This window comes from Streptomyces sp. NPDC050549 (assembly GCF_040655035.1).
Taxonomy (GTDB): Bacteria; Actinomycetota; Actinomycetes; order Streptomycetales; family Streptomycetaceae; genus Streptomyces.
Genome location: NZ_JBFAJD010000011.1, coordinates 35,795 through 52,985 on the forward strand (window position 1 = coordinate 35,795; position 17,191 = coordinate 52,985).

A 17,191-nucleotide genomic window follows, 5' to 3' on the forward strand; every position below is an offset into this window, starting at 1 on the left:
GCTCTTCCCCTCCGTTGGTGAACCTCGACGGCTTCTTTCACCTCTACGACATGTAGTAGGGGTTGCCCCGGTGTGAACCGCCGGCCGACGAGGGCGGCGGAACGAGGAGGAGAAGGACGCCATGGATGACGGTCCCCGCGCCGGCGGTGGTCTGCGACTGCGGCGCCGCGACGCGCCCGCCACCGCCGGGCCGCCACGGACCGGGCCGCCGACCACCGGGTCCGCCGCGCCGCAGCAACTGCACCGGGGGATGACGCTGATCGCCACGATCAGCCTGTTCATCGGCACGCGCGACGCCTGGACCAGGGCGATGACCTCGCACCCGCCCGTCGCCGGGATCATCTCCGTCTGCTATGCCGGGATCCTCGTCGCCGGAGTCCTGACCCTCACCACCCGCACCCGCCGCGCGCTGACCAGGGTCGACGCCGGCGTCCTGGTGCTCGCCGTCGCGCTGGTGCTCTGCGGCTACTGGCTCAACCACGCCGGCACCGACGAGGGCGTGCTCACCGCGCAGGCGGCGAACCAGATCCTGCACGGCCACCCCGTCTACGGCCAGCCCTGGCCCTGGCTCTTCGACTCCTCGTCCGTCGGCATCACCAAGACCATGTCCGGCGGCGCCGACTACACCTACGGCTACCCGCCGCTGACCGCGCTGCTCGCCGCCCCCGTGCACGCCGTGGTCCACTCGACGGCCGCCGCCACCCTCGTGACCACCGGCGCGCTCCTCGCGGGGGCCGTCCTGCTGTGGCTGCTGCTCCCGGCCCCCTGGCGGTCCGCCGCCACCGCCGTGTGCCTCGGCTTCGGCTTCCTTCCCGGCTACGCCTACTCCGGCTACCCGGCCGTCCTCGCCCTGGTCCTGCTCGTCCCGGTGGTGGTCAGGTGGCCCGAGACCGGAGCCGGCGGCCGGCTCGGACTCCCCGGAGTGCTCCAGGCCCTCTGCCTCGGCGCGGCCTGCGCCACCCAGCAACTCGCCTGGTTCCTCGCGCCGTTCCTCCTCCTCGGCCTCTACGCCGTCCGGCGCGGCGACCTCGGCCCCCGGCTCGCCCTCGGCGTGGTCGCCCGCTACACCGGCACCGCCGCACTGACCTGGGCCGCGATCAACGCCTACTTCGCCGCCGAGGACTTCTCCACCTGGCTGCACGGACTGCTGCTCCCGATCACCCAGAAGGCGATCCTGCACGGCCAGGGCCTGATGGGGATCTCGTACTACTTCACCTCAGGCAGCAGGCACCTCGACTACTACTCCTACGGCAGTCTCCTGCTCCTGTTCGGCCTGCTCGCCGCCACGCTGCTCTTCGTGCGGCGGCTCGGCCCGGCGATCACCGTGCTGCCCTGGCTGAGCTTCTACCTCGCCACCCGGTCCCAGGACGGCTACTTCCTGATGATGACCCCGCTGTGGCTCGCGGCGGCCGCCACCGTCCCCGCCGCCGCGCTCGCCTCGGCCTGGCAGCCCCGCATCCCGCACCTGACCGCACGCCCGGCCCGCGCCGTGCTCGCCGCAGGGCTCCTCGCGCCCGCCGTCGTATGTGTGACGATCGCCGCGGCCGGCCCGCCGCCGCTGCGCATGAGCGTCACGGCGGACATCGTGGAGCGTTCCGGGCACCGCGACATCACGCAGCTCGTCACCCGGGTCGTCAACACGACCGCCACCCGGCTCACCCCCCACTTCGCCAGCCGCCTCGGGCAGGGCGCCTCCGACTGGTGGACCGCCTCCGGCGGCCCGGAGTCCCTCGCCCCGCACGCGTCGGCGACATACGTCGTGAAGCCGCCCGGCGGTCTCCGGCGGGTGCCGGGCGGCTCGCATCCGCACTTCTATCTCATCGCGGTCACCGGTACTCCGATGACCATCACCACCGCCCGCATTCCGACCAGTTGACCGACCTTGACGCAAAATGAAAGTCCGTAAATGAGAAAGCGCCTGCGGTGTTCTCATCAGAGATTGTTATATTGCGCAACCACGCAAGCGAGACGGGAACCCCGCCTCGTCCGACCCGACATGGCCGCGCGCCCCTGGCCGCAGCACCGACGGCCTGAACGGCCCGACCGTTTTGTGGGAGTGCCAGATGACCGACCTCGGGGACGGCCCCGTGGGACACGCCACGCGCAGCCGCACACGAGGGGTGCCCAGACCGCGGGCGGGTGAGGCCGACGAGCCGCTGCCCACCGGTGGCCGGGCCGCCTCCCGCGCCGCGGCCCGCCAGGCGCCTCGCGGCGGGTCCCGCGCGGCCGGTCGCGCCGCCTCACGCCGCAAGCAGCCCCCGCGCGGCAGGCGGGTGCTGAAGATCACCGCGATATCCCTGTCGACGCTGATCATGGTGACCGCGGGCGCCGGCTGGTGGTTCTACGAGCACCTGAACGGCAACATCAACAGCGTCCCCATCGACGACGGCGCGGGCGGCAAGGAGAAGGCCGACGCCTTCGGCCGTACGCCGATCAACCTCCTGGTGATGGGCAGCGACGCCCGGTCCAGCGCGACCGACTGCAAACTCGGCGGCGGCTGTTCGGCGACCGGTGTGCAGTCCGGGAACGGCAACGCGGACGTGGAGATGGTGGTGCACATCTCGGCGGACCGTTCCAACGCCACCGTGATGAGCATCCCCCGCGACACCATGACCCAGGTCCCCGCCTGCAAGGACCCCAAGAGCGGCCAGTCGACGCCCGGCTACTACGGGCAGATCAACAGCGCGCTCCAGTACGGGCAGGAATGCCAGGTCAAGACCGTGCACGCGCTCACCGGCATCACCATCGACCACTTCGTGCAGATGGACTTCTCCGGTGTGGTGAAGATGTCCGACGCGGTGGGCGGTGTCTCGGTGTGCGTCGACGCCGACGTCTACGACACCTATTCGCATCTGAAGCTCGCCAAGGGCACCCACACCCTCAAGGGCACCGCGGCCCTTGAGTTCGTCCGCTCCCGGCACGGCTTCGGCGACGGCAGCGACCTCGGCCGTACCGTCTCCCAGCATCTCTTCCTCAGTGCGATGATCCGCAAGTTCAAGAGCGCGGGCACCCTCACCAACCCCTCGGCGGTCTACAACCTGGCCGATGCCGCCACCAAGGCGCTCACCGTCGACACGGGCCTCGGCACCGTCAAGAAGCTCATCGGGCTCGCGGCGGACCTGGACAAGGTCCCGACGAAGCGCATGACGTTCACCACGATGCAGACCGGCGCCGACCCGGCCAACGCCAACCGGGTCGTGCCCGCCGCCGCCGCGAAGAGCCTGTTCGCGACGATCGCCAACGACCAGTCGCTGACCAGCTCGTCCGGCAAGAAGTCGGCGGCGGCCACCGCGACCGCCACGGCGGCCGCCGTACCGGCCGCGCAGATCGCGGTCACGGTGGAGAACGGCACCAGCATCAGCGGCCGGGCCTCCACCGTCGCCACCGGCCTGACAGACGGCGGCTTCAGCTCGGGCACCACCACCGGCAACGCCTCCGTCAGCGCGACCACGACCACTCTCACCTACGGCACCGGACAGAAGGCCGAGGCCCAGACCGTGGCCAAGGCGATCGGCCTCTCTTCCTCGCACCTCAAGCAGGGCACCGGCACCGGCCTGACCCTGGTCATCGGCACGGACTGGCCCAGCGGTACGACGCTCCCCGGCGGCTCCTCGTCCCCGGCCCCGGCCGACACCAAGGCGGCCACCTCCAACGCCCAGGCCTCGACCGCCGACCAGTCGAAGTCCTGCGCCAAGGTCAGCCCCTACAAGACGGTCAGCCTCAACGGCGTCGCGATGACCCCGACCCAGGCGTACCGGGCGGCGACGAACAAGAAGGACTCGGCGTCCTGACCCACGGCTAACAGGCGGCGGCGGTCCAGGTGATGCGCGGGGGATCCACCCGCGCGCACAACGGGCCGCCGTTCGCGTCGGTCAGACCGAGACGGCCCACCAGCAGGCCGCCACTCGCGGCGGCGGCCAGGACGTCGGCGGGCACGGAGTCGAGCATGAGCTTGGCGCGCCGGAACATCGTGAAGATCCCGTCCCCGTCGACCGTCCCCCAGGACAGATAGACGAACCGCAGGCCCATCCGTTGCTGCACATAAGGGCCCGTGACCACGACACCGTCCGGCGTGACCTCCGCCGCGCACTCCAGCGTCCAGCTCGCGGACGGCGCGTCCCCCGCCTGCGGATCGAGCAGCTCGGCCGGCCGGTCCCGGCGCTGCACGGCGACGTGCACGTCGTCGTACGCCCGGACGGGCTTGCCGGCGGGGGCGGGGAACGTACGGCCGGGCAGGTCGACGGCGTCGATACGGATGCGCATGTCGGCCATCATGCCGCGTTCCGCGACCGGTCTGTCACTCGGCGCCGACGGACGCCGCGCAGGGCGGAACTCCCGTGCGCGGGACGGGGGACGGGCCGGCCTGGCGGGACACGGTCGCGACCCACGTGCGACCGCGGTCCCTGCAGGGACCCGTCCCCCTGGCGCGGAAGCCGTTGCGGCCCGGGGGGACGGGGGGACCCCTCGTGGTGGCCGTGCCCGGCCTCCACGCCTGATTCAATGATCGTTCCGTGCCGGGGGTTGCAGGAGGGGCACATGGCCCCGATGGGGGGCCGTTCGGCACCTTGCGGTGTGGTTACGCGCGGCCGGCCGGTCCCGCACGCGGCACGCGGCCAACAGACGAGCCGCTACGACCGGATCGGCCATGTCTGGAGGGGACGGACTCACGCCACGACAGGCCACGAAGGCCGAAGGCCCGCGGCCCCCAGAGCTGCCCTCCCCGCACCGCGGGGTCGAGGACGGCACGCAGACGGCGGTCGAGTTCGAAGCCGAAGCACATCTGCGCCGGCTTCGACCGGCCGTAGCTGCGCTTGGGCCGGTGGTCCCGCGTCGACTGCGGATCGTCCAGTTTCATTCGCTCGGACCGCGCTGTGAAGCTTCCCGCTGGCACGGCGCGACCCGCCGGCGCCGCGGACAGCAGGAGCGTCAGCCGCTCGGTGAGCGCGAAGTGACCGAGGTGGTTGGTACCGAACAGCAGCTCATGGCCGTCCCCGGTCTCGCGGCGTCCCGGCTGCCTCGTACGACGACGGCACCGGTGGCGGCCAGCTGCTCCGCGGTGAAGTGGCCGATCCCGGCGTCAGTCTCTCTCGGCGAGGGACCGCATCCTCTCCCGGTAGGAGGCCGCGTCGATCCGGCCGCGCAGCCGCTCCGCCACGAGCCGTTGTTCGGCCGCCTCAAGGGCGGCGCGGCGGGACCGGAGCCGGGACCGCGCCGGACGACGGCCGGCGGACGGGTACAGCAGGCGGGCCGTGTCGTACAACGCGCCCACGAGGATAAGCAGTTGAAGCAGGCAGGCTACGGCGACCATGGCGGCGTCCCCGCTCGGTCCGGCGGTCCGACGACGGGCAGCTCGACGCAGTCGGTGGTGTGCAGGACGTGGGTGAGTACGGCGCCGAACAGCCACGGCATACCGCGTACGCCCTCCGCCACGGGAACGATCCGTGGCGCACCCAACTCCAGCCAGGAGCCGCCCAGTTGCATCCGGCACCGACCCGCGACCCGGATGTTCTGCAACCAGTCGGAGTCGCGCCCGAAGTTGATCCCGGCCACGACCGTGTCACCCCTGCGGAAGGCGCGCAGCGGCGTGTGATGCACGGTGCCGGTCCTGCGGCCGACGTGTTCGAGGTCGACGAAGGCGAGGTGGCCGGCGAAGCGGAGGGTCGTCCTGTTGACGGAGCCCCGCAGGAGACGGCTCAGAAGCCGGGGAAAAGGCACGAGAACCGCACCTCCTGGGGTCGGGGCACGCAGCACGCCGGAACCGTCCGGTCCCGTCGGCGCGGCCTGTGAGGTCACTGCGCCACCTCGACGACGATCTCGGGCGGCCGCAGCAGGGTGTTGTGGACGGTGCAGTGCGAGACGACGGCGTGCAGGGCGGCACAGCGCTGCTCGGACAGTCCGCGAGGAGGGGCGACGACCAGCCGGACGGTGTCGACGCGGGGCGGCCGGTCGGTCGCCATGGTGAACTCGGCCCGGACCCTCAGTCCCTCGCCGTTCAGACCGTGGCGGAGCAGGTAGCGGCCCGCGTAGAAGGCGACGCAGCCGGCGAGGGACGCGGCGAAGAGTTCGGTGGGAGTCGGGGCCGTGTCCGTGCCGCCCGCCTCCAGGGGCTGGTCGACCAGCAGACGGTGGTCGCGGATGTCGATGGCGAAGGCGTCGCCGTGTACATGGCTCACTTCGAGGATGTGCGCGGTGGATTCCGGAGGATGCGGGGCGGTGGTCCCCGGCGCTGTCCCTGCCATGGCTCTGCCTCCTCGTCACTGCCGGTCGCTTCCGCTTCCAGCGGATCGCGGCCGGGGGCGACGGGGCGAGGGGCGGTCGGGGCCCGGCGAGGGCCCGTTCGGCTCTGGCGGGGCGATCGGCGAATGGGCTACCCTTCGCGGCTCTTCGAGCAGGTGGCGCCACCCGCCGTCGCACACCGTGCGGGGTCGCGTACATACCCCTGTGGGTACCTGGGGGAGGACCATCGGCCCCTGACTTCGCCGCGGCTCCCGGGCCACGCTGGAGGCATGGGCAAACACATCGTGATTCTCGGCGCCGGAACCGCCGGCACGATGACGGCCAACCGGCTGCGCCGCGCGTACGACGAGCGGGACCTCCGGATCACGGTCGTCGACCAGGACGACATCCACGTCTACCAACCCGGGCTCCTGTTCGTGCCGTTCGGCCTCGCCGAGCCGCACGGCCTGCTGCGCTCACGTCCACGCCAGCTGCACGGCGGCATCGACTACCGCAGGTGCCGCATCGACCGGGTCGACCTCGAAAAGCACGTGGTGCACTTCGCCGTCGGCGGCTGGGTCACCTACGACGTCCTCGTCGTCGCCACCGGCGCCCGGCTGCTGCCCGACGAGACCGAGGGACTCACCGGCCCCGGCCGGGGCGAGTCGGTGTTCACCTTCTACGACCTGCCCGGCGCCGTCGACCTGCGGTACGCGCTGGAGCGCTTCGAGGGCGGCCGAGTGGTGATCGACGTGGCGGATCTGCCGGTCAAGTGCCCGGTCGCACCACTGGAGTTCGCCTTCCTCGCCGACTGGTACCTCCAGCGCCGCGGCATCCGCGACAAGGTGCAGCTGACCTATGCCACGCCTCTCGACGCCGCCTTCACCAAGCCGGCCGCCGCGCGGGAGCTCGGCGGACTGCTGGAGCGCAAGGGCATCGAGCTGGTCACCGAGTTCACCCTCGGCAGCGTCCACGCCGACGGCTCCGGCGGCCGGCTGGTGTCGTACGACGACAGGGAGGTGCCGTTCGACCTGGCGGTCGTCGTGCCGCTGCACGGCGGCGGCGGGTACGTCGACCGCTCTCCGGGCCTGGGCGACGAACTCGGCTTCGTGCCCGTAGACCCGCACACGCTCCAACTCCCCGACCACCCCGACGTGTTCGCCATCGGCGACGCGGCGGGTCTGCCCGCCTCCAAGGCCGGTTCGGTGGCCCACTTCGAGGGCGAGGTACTGGTCCGCAACATCGGCCGCTTCCTCGCCGGACAGCCGCTGGACGCGTCCTTCGACGGGCACACCAACTGCTTCGTGGAGACCGGCTTCCACAAGGCCCTGCTCATCGACTTCAACTACGGGACCGAACCGCTGCCCGGCCACTTCCCCGGCTCCGTCGGACTGCCGCTGCTGAAGGAGTCGCACGCCAACCACCTGGGGAAGCTGGCCTTCGAGTGGCTGTACTGGCACACCCTGCTGCCCGGCCGGGAGATGCCCGGCGTCGGCTCGGCGATGCCCGAGCAGGGCAAGCATCCCGTCCACGTCTGAGCCGAGGAGGCCCGCACCATCCCCACCGCCACCTACGACGGCGTCACCGTCCCCGTCGACGACGAGGGTTTCTTCACCGACCCCGCGCGCTGGACCGAGCCCATGGCCGCCCAACTCGCCCGCGCGAGCGGCGTCGGGACACTCCCCGACCGGCACTGGCAGGTCATCCGTTTCATGCGCACCGCCTACGGGACCAAGGGCACGGGCCCGACCGTGCGCGTCCTCGGCAAGACGTCCGGCGTGAGCGTCAAGGAGCTCTACCAGCTCTTCCCCAAGGGACCGGCGAAGACCGCCGCGAAGATCGCGGGCATTCCCAAGCCCCGCGGCTGCATCTGACACCTCCGTCATCGAGCCCGTCACCGAGGAGCACGCCGTCATGGCCGACACCGCAACGATCGAGAAGGTCTCGATCATCGTCTCCAAGGGATCCCTGGAAGGGATCTACCCGGCCCTGATCATGGCCAACGGCGCCCGCGCCGCAGGCGTCGAGGCCGACCTGTTCTTCACCCTCTTCGGCCTCGACGCCATCACGAAGAAGCGCTGGGAGCACATCAAGCTGGCCACCGTCGGCAACCCGGGCCTCCACCTGCCCACCCTGCTGGGCGGCATGCCGGGCGTCCCCGACCTGGTCACCCGGTACATGGAACGCAAGATGGACAAGCTCGACATCCCGCCGATCCCCGAGTTCATCGAGATGATCGCCGACACCGGCGCCGGCATCTACGCCTGCAAGGCGTCGGTCGACCTCTTCGAACTCGACAAGGACGACCTCGTCGAACACGTCCAGGACATCATCACCGTGGGGGAGTTCTACGAGCGGGCGGCCGGCGGCCAGATCATCTTCACCTGATCATCCGGCCAGGGGATAGTGACAGGCCGTGTGCCTGCCACTGGCGGTCACCGTCAGCCGGGGACGTTCCACGGCACACCGCTCCCGCGCGTACGGGCAGCGGGTGCGGAACGGACAACCCGTGGGCTTGTCCACCGGGTTGGGCACCTCACCGGTGAGCACGATCCGCTCCCGGGGGACCTCGTCGGCGAGGGTGCCGTCGTCGATGTCCGGGACCGCCGACAACAACGCCTGCGTGTAGGGGTGGGCGGGCTCCTTGTACAGGGCCTCCGTCTCGCCGAGTTCGACGATCTCACCGAGATACATGACGGCGATCCGGTCCGACACATGCCGGACCACTCCGAGGTCGTGCGCGATGAAGACGTAGGTGAGCGTGAACTCCTCCTGCAGATCGGCGAACAGGTTCAACACCTGTGCCTGGATCGACACGTCGAGTGCGGACACCGGTTCGTCGGCGACGATCAGCTTCGGGTTCGTCGCCAACGCCCGCGCGATGCCGATGCGTTGCCGCTGACCGCCGGAGAACTCGTGCGGATAGCGGTCCAGATGGGCCGCCGCCAGTCCTACGACGTCGAAGAGCTCCGCGACCCGACGGCGAACGGCGGCCCCGTCGCCGTAACGGTGCACGAGCAGCGGCTCCGCCACGATGTCCCCGGCGCGACGACGCGGGTTGAGCGAGGCCTGCGGGTCCTGGAACACCAGCTGCATTCCCGGACGCACGGGACGCAGTCGGCGCGTCGACAGCGTGCTGATGTCCTGGCCCTCGAACTCGACCCGGCCGCCCGTGAGTTCGGTCAGCCGGACCAGACAGCGGCCGAGTGTCGACTTGCCGCAGCCCGACTCGCCGACGATGCCCAGCGTCTCACCGGCGCGCACCTCCAACGACACCCCGTCCACGGCACGGAGCACTCTGCGGTGCCGGGAGAACCCGTCCGCGCGCAGGGGGTAGTGCTTGGTGACGTCCGAGGCGCGCAGCAGCGCCTGTGCCGTTGTCGTCAGCGCGGTCACGGTGTGGCCTCTCGTTCCATGTCCGGTACGTCCGTCGCCGCCGTCCGTGAGGACAGACGCAGCGAGGCGCGGTCGTCGTCGGGCAGCCAACAGGCGTCGCGGTGCGCGCTGTCGCCGAAGTCCCTGAAGGCCGGCCGCTCCTCGCACCGGTCGTGCCGCAGTCGGCACCGGGGCGCGAACGCGCAGCCCTCCGGCAGGCTCCCCGGCGCCACCGGCATCCCCGCGATGGTGGGCAGCCGCCGCAGCCGGGGCCCGCCCACCCGGGGCACCGAGTCGAGCAGCCCCCACGTGTACGGATGCCGCGGTCCGTGGAACACCGCCCGGCGCGGGCCCTCCTCGGCGACCCGGCCCCCGTACATGACCAGGACCCGGTCGGCGATCTGCGAGATGACTCCCATGTCGTGCGTGATGAGGACCACCGCCGAGCCCTCCGCGTTCAACTCCCGCATCAGGTCGAGTATTTGGGCCTGGACGGTGACATCGAGCGCCGTCGTCGGCTCGTCGGCGATCAGCAGTGCGGGGCCGCAGGAGAGGGCCATCGCGATGACCGCGCGCTGCCGCATGCCGCCGGAGAACTCGTGCGGATAGGCGTTCGCGCGCGAGGCCGCGTCGGGGATGCCGACGTCCGAGAGCAGGCTGACGGCACGCGCGTGCGCCTCCTTGCGGGACACCATCTCGTGCGCCCGGATCTGCTCGGCGATCTGCCAGCCCACGGTGTACACGGGCGTGAGCGCGGTCATCGGGTCCTGGAAGACCATGGCGATCTCCCGGCCCCGTACCGCCCGCATCTCCTTGTCGGGGAGGCTGAGCAAGTCGCGGCCACGGAAAAGGACTTCGCCCTCCACGGTCACGTTCGGACTGGTCAGCAGACGGAGTACGGCGAGCATCGAGACACTCTTGCCGGAGCCCGACTCGCCCACCACGCCCAGGATTTCACCGGGCGACACCGAGAAGGACAGGCCGTCGACGACCGTGACCGAGCCTCGGCGGGTGCGGAAGGACACCCTCAAGTCGCGTACGTCCAGCAGCGGTTGGTCAGGCATGGCGGGCCCTCGGGTCGAGTCGGGCGTACAGGATGTCCACCAGGGCGTTGGCGAGGACCACGAAGAACGCCGCGTACAGCACCGTGCCCATGATCACGGGCAGGTCCAGGTTCTGCAGGGCGTCGAAGGTGAGCTTGCCGATGCCGGGGAGGCCGAACACCACCTCGGTGAGCAGCGCGGCGCCGCCCACCAGCGCGCCGAAGTCCAGGCCGAACAGCGACACGATGGGGATGAGGGAACAGCGCAGGGCGTGGCGGATCAGGATGCGCCGCTCGGAGAGGCCCTTGGCGCGGGCGGTGCGGACGTAGTCCTCGTTCAGAGCGGTGACGACCTCGCCGCGCAGCAGCCGCGCGTAGATACCGGCGTACAGCAGCGCGAGCGTCAGCCAGGGGAAGAGCAGGTGCAGCGCCCACTGGCCGGGGTCGTGGCTCAGGTCGACGTAGCCCGGTGGTGGCACCCAGGAGAACACCGAACTGTGCAGCTGCTTCTGGGTGATGAGGTTGACGACCTCGCCGAGCCAGTAGGCGGGCAGCGAGACCCCGACCACGCCGACGAGCATGATCAGCGGGTCGGCGGCCTTGCCTCGCAGCGCTGCCGCCGCCGTACCCATGACGATGCCGGCCACCATCCAGATCAGCGCGGCGCCGATGACGAGCGACAGTGTCACCGGGGTGGCCTGCACGATCTGCGGGATGACGCGGGAGCCGCGGTTGACGAACGACTCCAGGTCGCGGTCGATCAGCAGGTGACGCATCATCAGCAGGTAGCGGATCGGCATGGGGCGGTCGAGGCCGAAGGAGTGCCGGACCTGGGCGAGGGTGGCCGGGTCGGCGTTGCGGCCCGCGATGCGGGCGGCGGGATCGACTCCCGGCGTGGCGAAGAAGATCAGGAACACCAGCACGCTGATCGCGAACATCACCAGCAGGGCGGACGCGAAGCGTTTGACGATGAACTGGAGCATGGACGTCACACCCCTCCGCGCAGCCGGGCGCCCGGATCGAGGGCGTCCCGCACTCCGTCGCCGAGGACGTTGAGCGCCGCCGTGGTCAGCGCGATCAGCAGGCCGGGCGCGATCGTCACGGCGGGCCGGGTGTAGAGCAGCCCGAGGCCGTCCTCGATGATCGTGCCCCAACTGGCGTCCGGCGGCTGCACACCGACGGACAGGAAGGACAGCGCCGACTCGGTGAGCATGGCGAGCGCGGTCATCAGCGGGACGAACACGATGGCCGTGGGGAGTACGTTCGGCAGCACCTCGCGGCGCAGGATGCGCGCGGTCGGCGCCCCCGAGCCCACGGCCGCCTGGATGTACTCCTTGTTGCGCAGTACCAGCACCTGACCGCGCAACGGCCTTGCGATGTACGGGACATAGATCGCCGCGATGATCGCAATGGGAAGCCAGAGGCTTCCCGCCTCGACGGTGAGGGGACCCAGGTGCAGTCCGTCGGTGAGCAGGACGACCGAGAGGCAGATCGCCAGCAGGTACACCGGGAAGGCCCAAATGACGTCCAGGACACGCGAGATGACGGCGTCCACGACCCCGCCCGCGTACCCGGCGACCACTCCGACGACCGTACCGAGGGCGCAGGTGAGCAGTGCCGCGGTGAACCCGATGAACAGGCTGGTCCGGCCGCCGTAGAGCAGCCGGGCCATCACGTCGCGCCCCTGGTTGTCGGCGCCGAGGAAATAGTGGGCGGGGTCCCAGGTCGGGCCGATCGGGGTCACGCCGAGGCCGAGGCCGGTGCTGCTCGGGGTGAGCACCGGCACGGTCCTGCCGTCGACGACCGTGGTGCCGGAGACATGGGACTGGAAGGGGTCGGTGTGGGCGATGTGGTGCGCGTACAGCGGCGCGCACAGGGTCGTCAGGACGACGAGGAAGAGGACGACGGCCGCGGCCGACGCCGACCTGTTGCGCAGCAGGTCGGCGCCGGCCGTCCGCCAGGGGCCCGGCGAGCGCCGGGCCTCCGGGGTGGCCAACTCGGCAGCGGCGGTGCTCACTTGACCCACGTCTGGCCGACGAGCATGTAGAACTGCTTGCTGAACTGGTAGTTGCCCAGCCGCTTCGACGTGAAGTCGATGATCTTCGGATTGATCAGCGGGACGACCGGGGACTGCCGCATGATCGCCTGGTCGATCGCGCCCCACTGTGTGTTCGCCGCCGTCGGGTCGGTCTGCGCGGTCTTCAGCGCGGTCTGCATCTTCGCGTCGACGCCCTTGTCGCAGAAGCCCGAGATGTTGATGCTGGAGTCGCTTCCCGGGTGGAACGCGGCGCAGGAGAACAGGACGTTGAGGAAGTCCGAGGCCGCGGGATAGTCCTGGTACCAGGACGTCAGGGCGAGTTGGACCTTGTTCTTGGTGTTCTGGATGTAGGTGAACTGGATGTTCCCCGACAGCGGCTTGAGCGTCGCCTTGTAGCCGAGCTGGGTGAGCAGGCTCTGCAGGTACTGCCCGATCGACTTGTTGACGTCGTCGTCCTGCACGACGATGCCGACCTCCTGCCCCGCCGTACCGGACTGCTTCACCAGGGCCTTGGCCGTGGCGAGGTCCGCGGCCGTCCAGGTCTTGCCGCCACCCTTGGTGTAGTCGCAGGAGTCGACGTGCCCGGGGAAGCCCGGCGGCAGGATCGTGCACGCGGGGGAGGCGAGGTTGGTGCCGCCGTACAGCCGTACCACGGCGGAGCGGTCCACGGCCCAGTTGATGGCCTGGCGCGCCAACTTGTTGTTGAACGGGGCCATGTTGACGTTCAGCGTCGCGTACCAGAACGCGGTCAGCGGGTTCACATGCGCCTGGGAGGTGTACTTGGTGCCGATCTCGTTGAGCCGGTCGGCGGGCGGCGGATCGTACATCCAGTCCGCCTGGCCGTTCTCGACGGCGGTCACCTCGGACTCGACGGTCTGCCCGAAGGTGTAGTCGATCTGGTCCGGGTAACCCTGCGGTTCGGCCTCCCGCGACCACTCCTTGAAGTGCGGGTTGCGCGCCAGTTTCAGCTCGCGGTTCGGGTCGTAGGAGGCCGCCATGTAGGGGCCGGTCGTCGGCAGCGGTTTCGTGCCCGCGTCCTTCGTCGGCGAGTCCTTCGGCAGGATGCTGGCGTGCGGGACGGCGAGTTTGTACGGGAACTCCGAGTCCGGCGCGGTGAGGTTGATCGTGACCGTGTTCGCTGCGGCGTCGCCGCTCACACCGCCCTTGAGGGTGCAGGACGCGGGCGTCTTCAGACAGGCGGTGGCGCCGACGATGCCGTTGTAGAAGGTGCCGGCGGTGGGGCTGGAGACCTTGAAGATGCGCTGGAATGACGCCACCACGTCGTCGGTGGTCAGTGCCTTGCCGTTGGAGAAGCTGATGCCCTTGCGGAGCGTGAAGGTGTACGTCTTCCCGCCGTTGGTGACCTTGGGCATCGCCGCCGCCAGGTCCGGGACGACCGTGAACGACTCCTGGCCGCCGACCTTCTTGAACGACAGCAGTCCGTCGTACATCGACTGGTACAGCTGCCAGTACTGGAGCGTGTAGTTGACCTGGGGATCGAGGCTGCCCGCCGCCGCGTGGGCGACGAGTTTCAGAGTGCCGCCCTTGTGCTGCGGCTGGAACGCGGAGGTGCCGGACGCCGACGAGGACGTGGTCGGGCCGGAGGAGGAGCTGTCGCCGGAGGACGAGCAGGCGGCGGTGGTCAGGGTCAGGGCGACGGTGGCGGCGGCGAACGCGGTCCGTCTCGTGCTGCGGGACATCCAGGGAACTCCCGTCGGGGGAATGGCTGTTGGTGGGCCGGGGATGGGCCGAAGGCTCAGTCGGTGGAGTCGAGGAAGGTGCCCACGACCCGGAGGTAGAGCTCTTCCTCCTCGACGTGCGGCATGTGGCTGGAGTGCTCGAACATGTGCCAGCGCACGTCGGGGATGTGGTCGGCGAACGGGCGGAGCGTCTCGGGAGTCGCCTCGTCGTACCGTCCGGACACCAGCAGGGTCGGTGCCTCGATGAGGTGCAGCCGGTCGATCACGGACCAGTCCTTCATGGTGCCGACCACATGGAACTCGTTCGGCCCGTTCATCGTGTGGTAGACGGTCGGGTCGGCCGCGATGTTCTCCCAAGTGGCCTGTACCTCAGGTGGGTTGGGGGTCAGGCGGCACACATGGCGCTCGTTGAAGACCTGCTCGGCGGCGAGGTAGTCGGGGTGGTCGGTGGTTCCGGCCGCCTCGTGGGCGAGCAGGGTGCGCTGGACCTCGGGCGGCAGCTGGCTGCGCAGTTCGGCCGCCGCCGCGAGCCAGAGCTCCATGGACGCGGGGGAGTTGGCGATGACCAGACCGCGCAGCCCGGCCGGCCGGCGTACCGCGTGCTCGGCGGCGAGCATGCCGCCCCAGGACTGGCCGAGGAGATGGTAGGAGTCGGAGATGCCCAACTCCTTCAGAAGATTGTCGAGTTCGTCGAGGAAGAGCTGGACGGTCCAGAAGTCGGTGCCCTCCTCGGGCAGATGGGTGGAGAGCCCGGTGCCCAGTTGGTCGTAGTGCACGACGGGGCGTCCCTGTTCAGCGATGCCCGCGATGCTGAGCGTGTAGTTGTGACCGGCGCCGGGGCCACCGTGCAGGACGACCAGGGGTGTTCGGCCGGGTTCGCCGGTGATCCGGTACCAGGTCGAATGGCCGTTGAAGTCGACGGTGCCGGTGTGATTCGGTTCGGGAATCGCCACGCGAGGGCCTTCCAGACGGGCCGGACGTGAGCCGGCCTCCGGCGGAAACGGAAAAGGATGTGACGGATGGCTGCGATAGTGATTGGGTAAAAGGTCAGCGCACAAGACCTTTTAGCGGGGGCTGGGCAAGACGTAACGGCGAGTTCACGTGGCCCGCCCGTGTTTACAGCAGCGGCATTGAAGGGGGAGGACAGCTGACATCCGTACCTGAGGCATCCGAGGCCGGGGACGAGTTCTCACGCGTCCTCGACCGTGTCCTCCTCGGCGGCTCCCCGTCCTCCGCGCTGCGCCCGGTACGGGTGGCCTCGGCGGTCGACGAGGTGTCCGACCGGCTGCTCACCGCGATCGCCGTAGGCGACTTCCTGCCGGGCGAACGGCTGCCCGCCGAGCGTGAACTCACCGGTCTGCTCCGGGTCAGCCGCCCCACCGTGCGCGAGGCGGTCGCCCGCCTCCAGGCCGTCGGAGTCGTCGAGATCCGCCGCGGCCGCAACGGTGGCGCCTATGTCCGCGACAGCTGGACCGAGTCGACGGCCGCCGCCGTCCGGCACACCCTGCTGCCCCGCTGGGAGGAGTTCGAGCAACTCTTCGACCTTCGTGGCCTGGTCGAGGGCATGGTGGCCGCGACAGCCGCCCGGCGCCGCAGCCCGAAGGACCTCGACCCCATGCGGGACGCCCTGTCCGCCTACCTCTCCGCGCGCACTCCGCGCGACGCGCACACCGCGGACAGCGCCTTCCACCAGGCCGTCCGCGCCGCCACGGGCAACCCCCAGATCGTCATGCTCAGCCAGGACCTGCTGGCCCGCATCAGCCTCGGTTTCCCCGTCGAACCCTGGGGCAGGGGGGAACAGACCCACTTCCACCAGGGCGGCGAGGACCACAAGGCCCTGTACGAGGCCATCGCGGCGGGCGAGCCGGAGCGCGCCGAGGAGGTCGCCCGCGGCCACTTCACGATCAGCGCCGACCTGATCCGTGACGTGCTGGAGCGGGTCCGGGCCCGCTAGACGGCCAACTCCCCTGCTGGAGGGCCAACTCCCGTACGGGACGGGCTACTTCCGCGATCCCTCCCAGCCGCAGCACGGGTCGCGCGCTCGCCGTGATCGTGGCCGGGCTGCCCAGGGAGTCGCCCATGTCGACGGCGATCTCGGTGATGCCCCGTTCGGCCAGGTCGGCGGCGAGGCAAGCGGTGCTGTTGGCGTTCGCGATGTCCTCCGGGACGCCGATCGACGGTGCGAACATCCGTGCCGCGATCCGACCGGAGCGTTCCGGTACCGAGTAGACGTAGCAGCCGAGAAGCCCGAACCGGTCGCAGGCCGACCGGAGTTGTCCGAAGTCCGGGGCGAGCGCGGCGAGCGCGGAGCGCGACGCGACCGGGACGAGCAGGCGCGCCCGCCCCACCGATGCCACGCGAGCACCTGGAGCGAGTGTGTCCGAGGTGACGCCCAGCGTGGGCAGGACGCGTGCGCGCTCGTCGGCGGTCGGCTCGCGCAACTCGACGGGACCCGGGTCGAAGACGGCTCGGAACCGTGCCCCCTCCCGTACGGTCCATCCGGCGAAGGAGCGCCCTGCGGCGTCGAGGGAGGCCCGGTGCTCGGCGCCTCCGGCACGGTCCGCGAGGTAGGCCAGGGCGGCGACCGTACCGTGGCCGCACGCGGGCAGTTCGCCCTCGGCGGTGAAGAAGCGGAGCGACACCTCGGACCCGCGCACCGAGACGAAGACGGCGTGCGAAGTCCCCGCGCCGACCGGCACCCGACGCCGCTCGTCGTCGCTCAACGGCGCCTCGTCCAGCACCGCGGTGGGGCTTCCGCCGGCGCCCTCGCGCAGACACGCGCGGACGATCGTGACGGACAGTCGGCTGATCACGCGAGAA

General features: G+C 70.5%; 17 protein-coding genes and 1 pseudogene. 6 read left to right on the top strand and 12 right to left on the bottom strand.

Annotation, left to right across the window (positions count from 1 at the left end):
* Nucleotides 1-121: 121 nt before the first annotated feature.
* Complete coding sequence (locus tag AB0I51_RS18065) at nucleotides 122-1,876, top strand: hypothetical protein (protein ID WP_362976132.1); 1,755 nt, start codon at nucleotides 122-124, stop codon at nucleotides 1,874-1,876.
* A gap of 187 nt (nucleotides 1,877-2,063) precedes the next feature.
* Nucleotides 2,064-3,791, top strand: a complete 1,728-nt coding sequence (locus AB0I51_RS18070; RefSeq protein ID WP_362976134.1) for an LCP family protein — start codon at nucleotides 2,064-2,066, stop codon at nucleotides 3,789-3,791.
* Between the two features lie 7 nt (nucleotides 3,792-3,798).
* Here the strand turns inward: AB0I51_RS18070 and AB0I51_RS18075 are convergent, their stop codons facing one another.
* The 5 genes and pseudogenes from AB0I51_RS18075 to AB0I51_RS18095 form a co-directional block, all read right to left on the bottom strand.
* The gene (locus tag AB0I51_RS18075) at nucleotides 3,799-4,263 is read right to left on the bottom strand and encodes a DUF5990 family protein (protein WP_362976136.1); all 465 of its coding nucleotides are present in this window, start codon (nucleotides 4,261-4,263) and stop codon (nucleotides 3,799-3,801) included.
* A 234-nt stretch (nucleotides 4,264-4,497) separates the two neighbouring features.
* Nucleotides 4,498-5,011: pseudogene (locus AB0I51_RS18080) on the bottom strand (hypothetical protein); the annotation flags it as partial.
* A gap of 66 nt (nucleotides 5,012-5,077) precedes the next feature.
* A complete protein-coding gene (locus tag AB0I51_RS18085) occupies nucleotides 5,078-5,308 on the bottom strand; it encodes a hypothetical protein (protein WP_362976138.1) in 231 nt (76 codons plus the stop codon).
* Nucleotides 5,296-5,715, bottom strand: a complete 420-nt coding sequence (locus tag AB0I51_RS18090) for a nitroreductase family deazaflavin-dependent oxidoreductase (RefSeq protein WP_362976140.1) — start codon at nucleotides 5,713-5,715, stop codon at nucleotides 5,296-5,298. The genes AB0I51_RS18085 and AB0I51_RS18090 overlap by 13 nt, the downstream gene beginning before the upstream one ends.
* 74 nt (nucleotides 5,716-5,789) lie before the next feature.
* Complete coding sequence (locus AB0I51_RS18095) at nucleotides 5,790-6,239, bottom strand: OsmC family protein (RefSeq protein WP_362976142.1); 450 nt, start codon at nucleotides 6,237-6,239, stop codon at nucleotides 5,790-5,792.
* Between the two features lie 267 nt (nucleotides 6,240-6,506).
* On the opposite strand from AB0I51_RS18095, the gene AB0I51_RS18100 reads away from it, so the two are divergent.
* The 3 genes from AB0I51_RS18100 to AB0I51_RS18110 are packed head-to-tail and all read left to right on the top strand — an operon-like array spanning nucleotide 6,507 to nucleotide 8,604.
* On the top strand, nucleotides 6,507-7,754 hold the full coding sequence (locus AB0I51_RS18100) for an FAD/NAD(P)-binding oxidoreductase (protein ID WP_362976144.1): 1,248 nt from the start codon (nucleotides 6,507-6,509) through the stop codon (nucleotides 7,752-7,754).
* A gap of 18 nt (nucleotides 7,755-7,772) precedes the next feature.
* Nucleotides 7,773-8,090 (top strand): TusE/DsrC/DsvC family sulfur relay protein, encoded by a 318-nt coding sequence (locus AB0I51_RS18105; protein ID WP_362976514.1) that lies wholly within the window; start codon nucleotides 7,773-7,775, stop codon nucleotides 8,088-8,090.
* 40 nt (nucleotides 8,091-8,130) lie between these two features.
* On the top strand, nucleotides 8,131-8,604 hold the full coding sequence (locus AB0I51_RS18110) for a DsrE/DsrF/DrsH-like family protein (protein ID WP_362976146.1): 474 nt from the start codon (nucleotides 8,131-8,133) through the stop codon (nucleotides 8,602-8,604).
* Here AB0I51_RS18110 and AB0I51_RS18115 read toward each other — a convergent pair whose 3' ends face one another.
* The 6 genes from AB0I51_RS18115 to AB0I51_RS18140 are packed head-to-tail and all read right to left on the bottom strand — an operon-like array spanning nucleotide 8,605 to nucleotide 15,324.
* On the bottom strand, nucleotides 8,605-9,612 hold the full coding sequence (locus tag AB0I51_RS18115) for an oligopeptide/dipeptide ABC transporter ATP-binding protein (protein ID WP_362976148.1): 1,008 nt from the start codon (nucleotides 9,610-9,612) through the stop codon (nucleotides 8,605-8,607).
* On the bottom strand, nucleotides 9,609-10,655 hold the full coding sequence (locus AB0I51_RS18120; RefSeq protein ID WP_362976150.1) for an ABC transporter ATP-binding protein: 1,047 nt from the start codon (nucleotides 10,653-10,655) through the stop codon (nucleotides 9,609-9,611). Before AB0I51_RS18120 ends, AB0I51_RS18115 begins: the two co-directional genes overlap by 4 nt.
* The gene (locus AB0I51_RS18125) at nucleotides 10,648-11,616 is read right to left on the bottom strand and encodes an ABC transporter permease (protein ID WP_362976152.1); all 969 of its coding nucleotides are present in this window, start codon (nucleotides 11,614-11,616) and stop codon (nucleotides 10,648-10,650) included. Before AB0I51_RS18125 ends, AB0I51_RS18120 begins: the two co-directional genes overlap by 8 nt.
* Before the next feature lie 5 nt (nucleotides 11,617-11,621).
* Nucleotides 11,622-12,650 (bottom strand): ABC transporter permease, encoded by a 1,029-nt coding sequence (locus tag AB0I51_RS18130; RefSeq protein ID WP_362976154.1) that lies wholly within the window; start codon nucleotides 12,648-12,650, stop codon nucleotides 11,622-11,624.
* A complete protein-coding gene (locus AB0I51_RS18135) occupies nucleotides 12,647-14,371 on the bottom strand; it encodes an ABC transporter substrate-binding protein (RefSeq protein ID WP_362976156.1) in 1,725 nt (574 codons plus the stop codon). The genes AB0I51_RS18130 and AB0I51_RS18135 overlap by 4 nt, the downstream gene beginning before the upstream one ends.
* A 56-nt stretch (nucleotides 14,372-14,427) precedes the next feature.
* On the bottom strand, nucleotides 14,428-15,324 hold the full coding sequence (locus AB0I51_RS18140; RefSeq protein WP_362976158.1) for a proline iminopeptidase-family hydrolase: 897 nt from the start codon (nucleotides 15,322-15,324) through the stop codon (nucleotides 14,428-14,430).
* Nucleotides 15,325-15,623: 299 nt separating this feature from the next.
* On the opposite strand from AB0I51_RS18140, the gene AB0I51_RS18145 reads away from it, so the two are divergent.
* The gene (locus AB0I51_RS18145) at nucleotides 15,624-16,325 is read left to right on the top strand and encodes an FCD domain-containing protein (protein WP_362976160.1); all 702 of its coding nucleotides are present in this window, start codon (nucleotides 15,624-15,626) and stop codon (nucleotides 16,323-16,325) included.
* Here AB0I51_RS18145 and AB0I51_RS18150 read toward each other — a convergent pair.
* The gene (locus AB0I51_RS18150) at nucleotides 16,276-17,184 is read right to left on the bottom strand and encodes a PhzF family phenazine biosynthesis isomerase (protein ID WP_362976162.1); all 909 of its coding nucleotides are present in this window, start codon (nucleotides 17,182-17,184) and stop codon (nucleotides 16,276-16,278) included. The genes AB0I51_RS18145 and AB0I51_RS18150 overlap by 50 nt on opposite strands.
* Nucleotides 17,185-17,191: the final 7 nt, after the last annotated feature.

Coding starts and splice junctions, on each gene's coding strand:
- AB0I51_RS18065 (WP_362976132.1), top strand. CDS start 122: ATGGATGACGGTCCCCGCGCCGGCGGTGGTCTGCGACTGCGGCGCCGC.
- AB0I51_RS18070 (WP_362976134.1), top strand. CDS start 2,064: ATGACCGACCTCGGGGACGGCCCCGTGGGACACGCCACGCGCAGCCGC.
- AB0I51_RS18075 (WP_362976136.1), bottom strand. CDS start 4,263: ATGCGCATCCGTATCGACGCCGTCGACCTGCCCGGCCGTACGTTCCCC.
- AB0I51_RS18085 (WP_362976138.1), bottom strand. CDS start 5,308: ATGGTCGCCGTAGCCTGCCTGCTTCAACTGCTTATCCTCGTGGGCGCG.
- AB0I51_RS18095 (WP_362976142.1), bottom strand. CDS start 6,239: ATGGCAGGGACAGCGCCGGGGACCACCGCCCCGCATCCTCCGGAATCC.
- AB0I51_RS18100 (WP_362976144.1), top strand. CDS start 6,507: ATGGGCAAACACATCGTGATTCTCGGCGCCGGAACCGCCGGCACGATG.
- AB0I51_RS18110 (WP_362976146.1), top strand. CDS start 8,131: ATGGCCGACACCGCAACGATCGAGAAGGTCTCGATCATCGTCTCCAAG.
- AB0I51_RS18120 (WP_362976150.1), bottom strand. CDS start 10,655: ATGCCTGACCAACCGCTGCTGGACGTACGCGACTTGAGGGTGTCCTTC.
- AB0I51_RS18125 (WP_362976152.1), bottom strand. CDS start 11,616: ATGCTCCAGTTCATCGTCAAACGCTTCGCGTCCGCCCTGCTGGTGATG.
- AB0I51_RS18135 (WP_362976156.1), bottom strand. CDS start 14,371: ATGTCCCGCAGCACGAGACGGACCGCGTTCGCCGCCGCCACCGTCGCC.